This is a genomic window from Akkermansia muciniphila ATCC BAA-835, from assembly GCF_000020225.1.
Lineage (GTDB): Bacteria > Verrucomicrobiota > Verrucomicrobiia > Verrucomicrobiales > Akkermansiaceae > Akkermansia > Akkermansia muciniphila.
In genome coordinates this window covers 2,484,572-2,496,264 of sequence record NC_010655.1, presented here as the reverse complement: position 1 = coordinate 2,496,264, position 11,693 = coordinate 2,484,572, and the positions used below count along the sequence as shown (strand labels likewise).

General features: G+C 57.8%; 8 protein-coding genes. 2 read left to right on the top strand and 6 right to left on the bottom strand.

Features of this window, described 5'->3' with window-relative positions; translation table 11 throughout:
• Positions 1-404: 404 nt before the first annotated feature.
• The 3 genes from AMUC_RS12215 to AMUC_RS12210 form a co-directional block, all read right to left on the bottom strand.
• Complete coding sequence (locus tag AMUC_RS12215) at positions 405-1,415, bottom strand: transposase (protein WP_012421074.1); 1,011 nt, start codon at positions 1,413-1,415, stop codon at positions 405-407.
• 448 nt (positions 1,416-1,863) lie between these two features.
• On the bottom strand, positions 1,864-3,654 hold the full coding sequence (locus AMUC_RS10930) for a chloride channel protein (protein WP_012421073.1): 1,791 nt from the start codon (positions 3,652-3,654) through the stop codon (positions 1,864-1,866).
• Positions 3,651-4,124 (bottom strand): PTS sugar transporter subunit IIA, encoded by a 474-nt coding sequence (locus AMUC_RS12210; RefSeq protein ID WP_012421072.1) that lies wholly within the window; start codon positions 4,122-4,124, stop codon positions 3,651-3,653. Before AMUC_RS12210 ends, AMUC_RS10930 begins: the two co-directional genes overlap by 4 nt.
• Positions 4,125-4,314: 190 nt before the next feature.
• Between AMUC_RS12210 and AMUC_RS10920 the strand changes: the two genes are divergently transcribed.
• Positions 4,315-4,854, top strand: a complete 540-nt coding sequence (locus tag AMUC_RS10920) for a hypothetical protein (RefSeq protein ID WP_012421071.1) — start codon at positions 4,315-4,317, stop codon at positions 4,852-4,854.
• Positions 4,855-4,953: 99 nt separating this feature from the next.
• Entirely contained in the window at positions 4,954-5,574 is a 621-nt protein-coding gene (locus AMUC_RS10915) for a hypothetical protein (protein ID WP_012421070.1), read from the top strand.
• Between the two features lie 145 nt (positions 5,575-5,719).
• Here AMUC_RS10915 and AMUC_RS10910 read toward each other — a convergent pair whose 3' ends face one another.
• The 3 genes from AMUC_RS10910 to AMUC_RS10900 all read right to left on the bottom strand — a co-directional run bounded on the left by AMUC_RS10910 (position 5,720) and on the right by AMUC_RS10900 (position 11,674).
• Entirely contained in the window at positions 5,720-8,719 is a 3,000-nt protein-coding gene (locus AMUC_RS10910) for a GDSL-type esterase/lipase family protein (protein ID WP_157738292.1), read from the bottom strand.
• A 95-nt stretch (positions 8,720-8,814) separates the two neighbouring features.
• Positions 8,815-9,570, bottom strand: coding sequence for a PEP-CTERM sorting domain-containing protein (locus tag AMUC_RS10905; protein ID WP_012421068.1), 756 nt, complete (start codon positions 9,568-9,570; stop codon positions 8,815-8,817).
• A 670-nt stretch (positions 9,571-10,240) separates the two neighbouring features.
• Positions 10,241-11,674 (bottom strand): efflux transporter outer membrane subunit, encoded by a 1,434-nt coding sequence (locus AMUC_RS10900; protein WP_012421067.1) that lies wholly within the window; start codon positions 11,672-11,674, stop codon positions 10,241-10,243.
• Positions 11,675-11,693 lie beyond the last annotated feature (19 nt).

The window sequence follows — 11,693 nt, the reverse complement described above, 5'->3', positions numbered from 1 at the left end:
CGGGACATGGAGTTTGTATGCGGTTATTCGGGTTCCTGTTTCCGTAAGGCGGATTTTGAATCCGGTGTCCATGAAGAATGGGTGACAAAGGAAAAAATTATCAGGAACAGCCAAGGCGGCAGAGATGGAATGTTACAAACAACAAGCTGACCTGGTCAGGTGGGTGGGAGCCATCTTGATTTCCGCATTGGTGGCAGAAGGCCGGAATTGCCTCCATGGCTTTTTCAGTAGTTCCGGAACCGGCTGCGGCATCCGTGGGATTACTTGGGCTGGCCTGCATGATGATGCGCCGGAGAAGGGGCTAACCTTGAGTGCTTCCTGCCGCGGGAGGACGGTTTCATGCCCGGCGCATCCTTGTGTCGGGAGGAAAGTTTTTCCAAATTATTCCGTGGGAGGAACGGAGGTCAGGAGCTCAGGCGCTCGATCCACGCCCTCGTTTTCAAATCCGTTTCCGCCATTTTTTTTGCCCGGTGGAGCAAGGTTCCCATGGATTTGGGAATGCCCATGTGCAGCCGGTTGCTGATCCAGGCATACGGTACCAGCGTGCTTTGCCGGACGGCCAGGGCGATGATGAGCTTGGACGGGTGGCTGTAAGGCGTGACAAGCAGCTCCTCCTCCGAGAGGCCGAAGGCCTTCAGACCGTTTTTTACAATAATTTCCGCCTGGTACTCCCCAATTTCCGACGCTCGCATGCCCGTCGTGACGGGCTTTCTGCGCGCCAGACGGGGAAGTTCCCCCACCAGCCTGGCACGGAAGGCGCTGGAGCCATAGCACCAGCCCCGCTGGACGGTGCCGGGGCCAACGTGGCCGGCGGGCAGCAGGGAGCGTTCATCCATGCGTTCCGCTTCAAAACGGCCCATCAGATGGTTGAGGTATTTTTGGCGGCCGTCTTCCGTGTCGTCGCAGCCGAAGCAGACGAGGCCGCGTTCCGGATGAATCCATTTGGGCCTTTTGGCGGGAGAGGCCAGCCACGCGGGCAGGCTCGTCCATTTGCAGCCGGAAAGGAACGTGTGGCGTCGCGCCAAGCCGGACCGGGCCGGATTCAGGTGGATGTAGTCAATGATGGTTGAAAAATAGTGGGCGTTATCCGCTTCCACCACCATGGAGTGGTATCTGCCCGCAAACAGATGACCCCGCATTCGGTGGCGTGCGTTAAAACGCTGGGTATAGGCAGTCTGGAGCCATTTCATGCCATCCACCAGGTTGGCGCGCGCGGTTTGGAAAAGAATGTGGTAGTGATTGGCCATCAGGGCGTAGGCGTACACAGTCCAGCCGCTTCTGCGGGCTGCCTCCTGAAACGTTCGCAAAAAGGTTTCCCTGTCTTCGTCATCCAGGTAAATGGCATCTCCGCGGTTGCCCTCGCTCTGCACGTGATAGACTGCTCCGGGGTATTCTATTCTCAGGGTGCGGCTCATGCCGGAAGCGTACCGGAAAAGGTCTGAAATGCAAGTCTGTTGTTATTTTTAACCTGACCCCTATTGTGAAAAAAGAGGGTGAAAAAAATGCATTTCCAGGCTTGTCCGCGTTTCCTGGAAGGAGCAAATTTTTCCGGAGGACTTCCGGGCAGAGGATTGCGGAAGAAGCCGGATTCACGTTCCGGGACGGCGGCAGGGCAATTTGCCGGGGAATGCATGCCTTTGCCCCGTGTTTTCTCATGAACGGAGCCCCGGATGCGTCGTTCCCCGGAGGTCATGCCCGGATTAGGGCGTGAAAGGAAGGCTGGACGCTGCAGACACGAAGAATGGGGAAATTGCCTTTTGGACGGGAAGGGTGTTCGGCCTTGAACGGGCATTTCCCGCAAACCGCGGAAGGGAGCGGCGTTTTTTCCGGTATTTCAACGGATACAGCACGGCAAGGCAGATTTTATTGCAGTTTTTCCCTGCGCATGATTTCAGAGAGCACTAGGTAGAGGTCCGTCTTGTTGACTACGCCCAGCAGCAGATTGTTGTTCGGGTTCACAAGGGCCAGGGATTCCGCGCAGTGGGGGCGGGAGAAAATACCCAGGGCTTCCGGGAGGTGCATGTCCGCGGGAAGCGTAGGCATGTCGCTGCGCAGTACATCCATGGCCAGTACGGCCTGGGCCAGCTCCTTGTTGCGGGCAAAGGCCGCCACGTCTTCCGCCACCACGCTTCCCAGGTATTTGCCGGCCGGGGAAGTGACGAAGATGGGCTGGGCCGGGTTTTTAATGAGCATGGCGGCAATGGTGCCGAATTTGTCCAGGGGATGCACCACGGGCGGATCCTTGCGCGCTACATCCTGAAGCTGTACCTGGGCCAGGGGTTTGTCAAAGGTGCTTCTGGGGCCGAAGGCCAGGGAATCATGGTACATGGACTGGGCTTTGGTGAGCCTGGCCATTCCATAGGAAACCAGCACGCCGATGATCAGGGGGAACATCATTTGCCCGGCCATGGTGAATTCCACCACCAGCACCAGGGAGGTGATCGGGGCGTTCGCAGCTGTAGTGAAAAAGGCGGCCATGCCCACCAGGGAATAGGCGATGGCATGGTCCCCGGGCACCCCCAGCTGGGTAAGAGCCGCGCTGAACAGGAAGCCGCAGACGCTCCCGATAGTCAGACTGGGGGTCAGGGCGCCCCCCACGGTTCCCACGCCGAAGACGATGGCGACGGTGAATATTTTCAGGAACAGCAGGACGGCGGCTCTCGCGGCGTCGAATTCATAATGAATGAGGGAGGTGATGATATTTTTGCCGTTCCCTACGATTTCCGGGTAAAAGATGGCGATGGCTCCCACCAGCACGCCTGCCGCCGTCAGGCGCACGGGCAGCCATTGGCGCTTGCCGTTCAGGTACCGGCGCGATTTTTTGAGGATGAGGAGCCAGAAACTGGCGACCAGGGAGGCCAGGGCTCCCAGCAGCACGCACCAGAGCACATGCTGATTGCCCGCCAGAGAAACTTCCTGCTGGAGCTGGTAGATGGGGGCGGGTTCATGGAACAGGCCCATAGTAAAGTACCCCGCGCAGCTGGCAACCAGCAGGGGAGCCAGGAAATCAATAGTCAGCGCGCCCAGAACGATTTCACTTACGAACAGACCGCCCGCCAGGGGCGTATGGAAGGCGGAGGACATGCCGGAGGCGGCGGCGCAGGCCACTACCAGGCGCAGACGAGGAGCTGAGAGGTGGAAGAAACGCCCCAGGGCGGAGCCCGCTACGGCGGCGGCCTGCACCAGCGGGCCTTCACGGCCGATGGATGCGCCGGAACCTACGGAGAAAACGGCGGACAGGGAACGCAGAAGGCTGGGCTTGGGAGGCACGTATCCATTGCCCAGCGCCACGGCTTCCATGTATTCCGTCGCCTTGGCCGGCACAAAGCGGTGGGTGAAGAGAAGCGTAAGCCCCGCCAAAAGGCCGCCCGCCGCCGGAACGAAGATGCACCAGGCCGGGTCCTGGTTGGCCATTTCCTGAAAGACCTGAATTTGCCTGTAGCTGGTCCGCCCCGTCAGGACGTCCTGCACCAGTTCCACGCCCATTTCAAAGACAAGGGCCATCAGGGCACCCAGCGCTCCGACGACGACCGCCCAGATGAAGATGACCTGCTTGTCCCCCAGCTTGATTTTTTCACGCAGGCTCAACGCCATGCGCAGCCATGACCAGGAAAGGCGCGTCTTTTCCGCAGGCTGGTTTTTCTTGTCCGTCATTGCAGGGCTTGTTGAAGGGACGCCAGGAGACTGGCTTCATCTCCCGTCCATTCCCCATTGGGGCCCAGGGGGGCGTTTTTATGCCACCGCAGCAATTTCTGCATGGTGGTCAGGTAGCCGGTCACCATGGCGGCGGGCACGCCCAGCATCACAATGAGATGAGCGTTGCGGGAATCGTCCGGCCAGAGGACGCCCTCTGGGCTGATGCCTACGGTGACCTGCATGGAATCCAGCGCGCTGGTGCGTCCGTGGGGGACGGCCAGGCCGTGATCCAGATAGGTGGTCTGCGTTTCCTCACGCAGAAGAACCGCATTCTTGATGTGTCTTAGCTGTCGGTCGTCAAGGACTTCCGCCATGGAATCCGTCAGGGTTTCCAGAGCCTGTGCCTGAGTGGTTGAGGGCTGGAACGTGCGTACGTGAATTTGAAGATTGTCTGCCACCGGGTCTTCTGAAGGCTTTTGGTTTTTCATTCTATGAAGGGAGGCATGATTATCAAGGAAATTCTGGCCTGCATACGGGGGAAGGAGGCTTTCCCCCGTGAATGGGAGGCGGGAAAAAGGGGGGAAGAGACCTTTCCGGAGGGGCTTTTTTGACACAATGGCGGCGGAAGAGCCTGCTTTTAGGCTTTTTCTTCAGCGGGAATGAAGATACCCTGCCGCCATGATGCAGGATTCAGAAGTCATCAAACTCGTCAAGCCCGTACCTTCCGACCGCCTGGCAACCCAGGTGCTGGTGGCATGGTACCATGCGGTGCGCCCCAGGTGGAAAAAGCCGCTGGACCTGGCCATTACGGCCTTTTTTGTATTGATGTCGCTGTATTCCTTTTCCCTGCGCCCACTGCCCTTATTCGCCTGGCTGTCCCTGGCCGGGGCGCTGATGGCGATTATCCTGTCCTGGTTTTACGTCCCCTTTCTGGCAAAGGCCGCTCTGGCCGCCAATAAAAAGGTGCCCATGTACCATCAGGAAAAGGATTACGTTTTTCATGAGGATTACCTGACGTTCTCCAGCAAGGGCGTTGCCCCCATGAATATTCCCTACGACCGTTTTTCCACGTTGTGCAGGACGCGCCACGCGCTGCTGTTCCTGTTCGGCAAGAAGCTGGTGCTGTGGCTGCCGCTCCATCTCATGGATGTGGAACAGCTGGAAAGCATCATGCGCAGGTTCCGGAATCATGGCGTGGAAGTGAAGGATGTCTCCTGATGCGGAGGGGCAGCCCGCGCCTTCCTGAAGGAAGGGGCAAATTTGCCGTTTCAGCGCCTTTTTTGTTGAGCGCGGGATGAAAACGGGTAGGGTGTTTCCATGTCACGTTACCATGGAGAACAGGTTCTGGTGGTTCCCCGCGCCGCCTTTGAGGAAGCGGGTTATTTCCAGGGACACCGGGAAGGCGGGGATCATTATCTGAATGCGTTCATGAAGCCGGGCGTCGCCTCGTTCATGGACCGGGAGGCTGCGGAAAATGATCCTTCCCACAAACAGATCATCGCCTATGCCATTTTCTGCCACCAGGGCCGCATTCTGCATTACACGCGCGGAGGCTCCGGCGGCGAGGCCCGCCTGCATGACAAGGGCTCCATTGGCATCGGAGGCCATATCAATCCGGTGGACCGCCAATCCGGCCATGACGACGTTTCCACCTATCTGGCCGGAGTGGAGCGCGAAATCCGCGAGGAACTGGTTATTGACGGGAACTGCACCCAGCGGGTTCTCGGCGTGATTAATGACGATACCAATGACGTGGGGGCCGTGCATCTGGGCATTGTCCACCTGTTTGAGCTGGATACGGATCGTGTGCGCGCGAATGAAGCGGCTCTGGCCAATCTCCGTTTTGTTTCTCCGGAGGAATTGTCCGGGGAAATGTTTGAGAAACTGGAGACCTGGTCCCAGCTTGCACTGGAACTGTTTAAAAACAGAGGGGCCTGATCCCCCCGTTCCATGAAAAACGCCCGGGGAGGGGTGGATGCTTTTCCTTTTCTTCTCCGCCGTTTTTCCGCATGGGAAGCCCCCGCCGGCGTTGCGCCGGCGGGGGCTTCTTTTGTCCATCAGGGCCTGAAGAAAACGAAGGGCCTCAATGGGACATTTTTCTGCGCCTCCTCCACAGGAGGGGGGCCAGTCCTGCCAGGGCCAGGGCGGCGCTTCCGGGTTCCGGCACCTGGGCGAAAAGCATGGCGGAATTGGCCTGAAGATCCATGGACATGGCCGCGTCGTACAGAACGCCGTCGTTCAGGAATTTGATATTGTCCAGGCTGGCAGGTATCTCTGTCAGGGAGAGTGTGTAATTGGTTGTTCCCGTAATGTCCACGATGACCGCATCTGCGGTGAGCCCCTGAAGCGTCAGGGAGGCGTGTTCCCCCAGAATAAGCGTGGTCAGGTCAGAGGTTCCGTTCAGGATAAGGCTGCTTCCCGCCTCAATGGTTACGGTGAGCGCCTCGCCCAGGGAATCCAGCGAGGTGCGGGTCTGGTTGACGGCGGAGATATGGGTGAAGTCACTCAGGGAAGCCAGGAGGCTGTCCACGGTTACATGGTCCAGCACCAGGCTCCTGTCTCCGCTTACGTTGGTTCCTCCGCTGATGTTTCCGGCGTATTTGTCAAAGCCGTAGGCCGTCGTTCCTGAGGAAAGATTCTGGATGCGTACGGTGGAGTTTCCCTCCACCGTTCCGCCGGAACCGCCGCCGGAGATGCTGCCCCAGGAGCTCCCGTTATAAAGCGTGGCCGTGTTTCCGGTGATGGTGACGGACGTGTCCCCCTGAATGGAACCCGCCTTGCCTCCGGCGTAGACGTCCCCTTTAACCAGGCCTCCTGTCAAGCAAACCGAGCTTCCTGCCAGGATGGAGCCGCCCTGGCCCGCGCCGTAAACGGAACCGCTGATAACGCCGCCTGTGACGGTGACGTTGGCGCCGCCGGAAATGGAGCCTGTCAGGCCGCCGCCCATAACATTTCCGGTGACGGAGCCGCCGTTGATGTAAACATGCGTGTTTCCTCCAATGGTGGTGGTTCCGGTCCTGGCATTTGCGAAGATGCCGCCCATGATTTGATGGTTGAAGGTGCCGGAGTTGACCACAATGTCCACATTCCCCTGGATATCCGTGGCATAGGAGCCGACCACAGAGGAGGAATTACTGCTGGTAAAGGTGCCGAAGGAGGCGTTTTCCGCAGAGAATTCCAGATAAACGTTTCCGGTGACGCCGGCGGCGTTCACGGCTCCGAAGACCGTGCTTCCGCCTGTGGCGGCATCCGTGAAACGGAGGAAGGCGTTCCCGTTGAGCGTGCCGGAAGCTCCGTGAGCTCCGTACCAGGCGGAGGCCTGTCCCTCCTTGGAGATGGTCAGCCAGACGTCTCCCGTGTAGTTGCCGCTGTTCGCATAAATATGAGTGGCGTTTCCGGAGGTAATGGAGACGTTTACGGAATTCCCCGTTCCCCCTGCGGAGGAATCCGCCTGGGAGCGGGCATTAAAGGTACCGGAGCTGGCCAGATTATCAGCGGTTTTGGTGAATCCCTCCGTTTTCCACTCAATATTGCCTTCCGGTGTTCCACCCTGGGTGAAGGAGCCGGAAGAAATAAAAGACTTTTCCGCGTTAAGCATTCCGGAAGTGGCAGGGGCATAGGAACCCGTGCCGTCCAGGGCCAGGTCGTGCAGAACAGCGGTTCCGCTGCCGTTGTATTGAATGGTGAGGCCGTTGCAGCCGGAGCCGGAGGTAACGGAAAGCGCTTCCCCAATCAGCATGTCTCCCAGCCAGACGTAATAACCGCCTTTCAGTCCTTCCATATCATTGCCGCAGATATATGCCATACGCAGGTTTTCCGCATTGGCGGACATGTCCAGGGAATACAGAATGGCATCGCCCCATTTGATGTAGGCCTCATTAATATTGAGCGTGCCGTAAAAGGAGCTGTTCCCCAGGCTGATGCTGAAATCGGAGGCAGTATCCCATCCGTCTGCTGCGCCGTTTCCCAGAACCAGGTTGCAATCAAAGGTGAAGCCGTTTTGCAGCTCCGTCCCTTCCGCCCAGGAATAGGAAATGGAGCTTTCCCCGGATTGCCCCAGGCTGATGCCGTTCTCGTCCACAGTAACGTTGGCGAGGGAAAACCCTTTATTTTCCAACTGGCTGTTCGAGCTCCATGCGGGGGATTGCCCGCCCTGGTGAAAATTGATGGCCAGGCCGCCAGCGTCTTTTCTTTCCTGTCCGGCGGTGCGCCCCGCATAGCCCATGGCCCTGGCGATATTGCCGGCCATAAGCAGATCTCCCTGGGCATTGGGATGGAGGCCGTCGCTGCCGGGGTTGTTGAACATGGAGCTCACGCCGTAGAACGGCGTGGAGGATGTTACGTCAATGAGGCCGGCATTGATGTCAATGACCGTGACGTTCTGCCTGCCATTCCCCCATGTTTTCAGACGATCATTGTAATCAGCCACGGCCTGGTGGGTGGCGTCCGAATTGCCGTTGGAATGCCGGGTCCAGCAGGGAATGGTAAGGATGATGACATTTGCATGTTCATTGGCCTGGAACATGGCCTCCACGATGGTGTCCATATCGTTCAGGAGGTTTTGGGAAACGGAGTCAAGGCGGTCCGCCAGCGTGGCGTTGTTTCCGTCGGAAAGGAGATCGTTGGTGCCGATCATCATGAAAAAGGTATCCGGCGTATTGTCCCCGGTGAATGTCTGGCCTGAATAGGCGTTTCCGTTTGCCTTGGTGCCGGAAAGCCCCAGCCAGTTGTAAATGTTGGAGCCGTCAAACCTGCTTCCGCTGTTCCTGCCGGATATTTCCCAGGCCCTGGCGCTTGCCTGGGAGGAATGTTCATTGTTGAATATCTGGCCCCCGTAGGAGGTCCCCGCAGTAACGCCCCCGGAATAATTGCCGGTTTTGACTCCTTCCGCCTGGTAGGAAATACCGTTGTCTGTAAATATTTTATGGAGGGCCCAGCGGTAGGAGGCGCTGTTGACCCCGTGGGTGATGGAGTCCCCTACGTACATGACGTTTCCCAGTTCCGTGCCCGCCGGGGCGGCGGTTGCTGCGGGAAATGCCGCCGCCAGGGCAGCCAGGAGGGGGAGAGGGAGCCGGATTTTCATCAGAGCGTCAAGGAAAAATGAAAAGGATATTTGAAAAAGAGTTAAGAAAACGTCCATCCCTGAACGGAGCAGGAATGGACGCGATAAGGAAAAAGTCAGGCCCTGCGGCGGCGCATCAGAAAGATACCCAGCCCCAGCAGGCCGAGAGAGGCCGCAGCCGGTTCCGGAACGGCGCTCAGGGCATATTCCCTCATCTGGTCTTCTGTCAAAACGGCCGTGTACAGGTCAAAATTATTCAAGGTGTATTCTCCCGTGATTCCGTTCGGAGCGCTCCATGTGTTTCCGGAGGCGTCTTTGGCGGAAAAATTGATCTGGGTCATGTTTTGGTTGCTGAAGGAAGCGCCGCTGCTCAATGTGGTCAGCGTGGTCAGTGTGGATGTGTCGTTGCCCAGCATGGCGGAGATAGAGACATTCCCTGCATTGAATGTGTAAAACAGGGTCAGAGGCTTGCTGGTGGAATAATCGGAAAACGTTTGTGCTTTCCAGGGGGAGGAATTAGAGCCTCCGTTGTAAGCAAAACCTCCGGCGCACAGGGTGAGATCTCCTGACTCCGAAAGTTGAAACCCCAACCCTTCCAGATTTTTGTAAGAGCCGGTATTATAGGTAAACAGCAATCCTACATTTGACTCTGAAGTGCTTCCCAGACCGGAAATCGTGAAAGCCATTGTCCAGTGGGCGGTGTTGTTTACGCCAATAGTCGTGGGGGAGGATACAGTCAACGCATCGCCGGAGGTTCCGTCATAGACGGTGGAATCTTTTGAATAAGCCGCGTCCAGGCCGTCGATGGAAGCCCCGAAGGACAGGCTGCTTCCCATGGCGGCGATCAGGAGGGCAAGATATTTAGTCTTCATGTCAATTGGTAGAAAAGCCCTTGCATAAAGGGATTCCGCTTTTTATCGGATTCCTAATCCGCCAACAATTAAAAATATTGATGATAAGTGTGTTATTTGATGTAATGCATTAACTTTCATTAGTATTGCCGGGTGCTGGTCTTTTCCGGTCCATTTCTTTTGCCATGATTTTCCTGCCTTGACTCCTGTTGGAAGGGCAGGATGCCGCAAACGGATTAGGAATCCGGCAGGAGGTTGAACATCAGGGATAAAAAAGCAGGAGATGCCTTGCCTTATTGGAAATGATGGAATATCGGGAGCAACGGTCATTCATTCCTGAAAAACGAAATGAAATTGTTCCGCGGCCTGTTGACCGTGAGTGGGCGGAAATTGAATCGATTCCGACAAGGCCTCCGTTTCTGCGGGGAAAGAAGAGAGGGGGACAGCTGGAGACCTTGCACTTTCCGGATGTGAGGAAGAACAGGAGAAAGGGCCTCTCCGTTGGGAATTCCGTTCCCGGCCCGCGGTTCCTGCGGCCGGGTGAAGGAGGCCCGCAGTCTCCGGACAGGACGGGGAGGCAGTTGGAGAACCGGCGTTTTCCCCATGGCCGGAAAACAAATCCTCCGGCAAGCCGTACTTGCCGGAGGATGAAAAAACAGTCAGGAAAATTCCCTGTTTTAAGGGGCGCGTTTTACTGCCTGGCAGGGCCGTCCATGATAGCCTTGTGGCTCATGTTCCAGCCGCCGCCCAGGGCCGTGTACAGGGAAACCAGCGTGCTGGCGTGCTGGTAATAATACTGTGAAAGCTGAATCTGAGCGGGGTACAGGTTCTGCTGGGCGTACAATACTTCAATGTAATTGGAAAGGCCCGTGCGGTAGCGTTCAAAGGAGAGTTTCACCGCCGTGTGGTAGGCTTCCACGGCCTCGGACTGGGTGGCGGTGATGCTGCGCAGCTTGTCCCTCTGGATAAGCGTGCTGGAAACTTCCGCCAGGGCATTGAGAACCGTTTGTTCATAATCGTTTCTGGCCGCCAGGAATTCGGCCTTGGCCGCCTTTTCGGAAGCCGTCAGCTTGCCCGCCTGGAAGAGGGGGCCGGTCAGATTGGCTCCCAGGCCCCAGCCGCCGCGGCGCCCCTGCACGTGGCGCAGATCCGCGGAGGCGAGGCCGCCCGCCGCCGTCAGGGAGATGGTCGGGAAGTAATTGGCAATGGCCACGCCCACTTCCGCATTGGCGGCGCGCAGCTGGTATTCGCTCTGGCGGACGTCAGGCCTTCTGGAAAGGATGTAGGCCGGAATGCCGGCGGGAACCTTGACGTTATAGGCGATGTCCCGGGTGCTGCCGGAACGGCGGATATGGCCGGGAGCGCGTCCGGCCAGGACGGAGACTGCATTTTCCAGATTGGCAATTTGCACCTGAATGGCGGGAATCTGGGCCTGGGAGGAGGCCAGAGCCGCCTTGGCGGAAGCCACCTGAAGCCTGTCGCCTACCTGGCCTTCAAGCTGTTCGTCAAACAGGCGCAGGCTTTCGGAATAGGATTCCACGGATTTCTGCACGATGGCAAGCTGTTCGTCCAGCTGGAGGAGCTGGAGGTAGGAGTCCGCCACCTGGCGGAGCAGGGAAAGCATGAGCGCGCGCTGGCCTTCGTCGGAAGCCAGATAATCCGCGCGGGCCGCTTCCGTCATCCGGCGCGTTTTGCCCCAGATATCCAGTTCCCAGGAAATGCCGGCATCAATCGCTCCAGGCGTCAGTGTGGTTCCGGTAGTCTGGGCGATGCTGCCGCCGGTATAGTTGGAGCCTTTGCTGACGGAGCCGGAATAATCCGCCCACGGGAAGAGCGGGGCCTCCGTGATGGTGATGTACTGGCGTGCCTTTTCCACGCGCGCCATGGTAGCTTTCAAATCGCGGTTGTTATTGTAGGTGTCCGTCAGGAGGTCCTGAAGGTCCTTGTTTTTGAAAACTTTCCACCAGGGAAGGTCCGCAATGGATTCCGTCGCTGCAGGGGCTCCCCTGAATGCCGCAGGCATGGGCATGTCCACCGGTTTGAAGTCGGGGCCCATCATGCAGGAGGAGGCGGCAAAAGCCGTTCCCAGCAGGATGGCGCGTGTGATGTATGGGTTTGTTCGCATATGCGTTTAGTCTGTTTTT

What these genes read in the sequence shown, in the direction of transcription:
- AMUC_RS12215 (WP_012421074.1), bottom strand. Translation starts at nt 1,415, where the DNA reads ATGAGCCGCACCCTGAGAATAGAATACCCCGGAGCAGTCTATCACGTG.
- AMUC_RS10930 (WP_012421073.1), bottom strand. Translation starts at nt 3,654, where the DNA reads ATGACGGACAAGAAAAACCAGCCTGCGGAAAAGACGCGCCTTTCCTGG.
- AMUC_RS12210 (WP_012421072.1), bottom strand. Translation starts at nt 4,124, where the DNA reads ATGAAAAACCAAAAGCCTTCAGAAGACCCGGTGGCAGACAATCTTCAA.
- AMUC_RS10920 (WP_012421071.1), top strand. Translation starts at nt 4,315, where the DNA reads ATGATGCAGGATTCAGAAGTCATCAAACTCGTCAAGCCCGTACCTTCC.
- AMUC_RS10915 (WP_012421070.1), top strand. Translation starts at nt 4,954, where the DNA reads ATGTCACGTTACCATGGAGAACAGGTTCTGGTGGTTCCCCGCGCCGCC.
- AMUC_RS10910 (WP_157738292.1), bottom strand. Translation starts at nt 8,719, where the DNA reads ATGAAAATCCGGCTCCCTCTCCCCCTCCTGGCTGCCCTGGCGGCGGCA.
- AMUC_RS10905 (WP_012421068.1), bottom strand. Translation starts at nt 9,570, where the DNA reads ATGAAGACTAAATATCTTGCCCTCCTGATCGCCGCCATGGGAAGCAGC.
- AMUC_RS10900 (WP_012421067.1), bottom strand. Translation starts at nt 11,674, where the DNA reads ATGCGAACAAACCCATACATCACACGCGCCATCCTGCTGGGAACGGCT.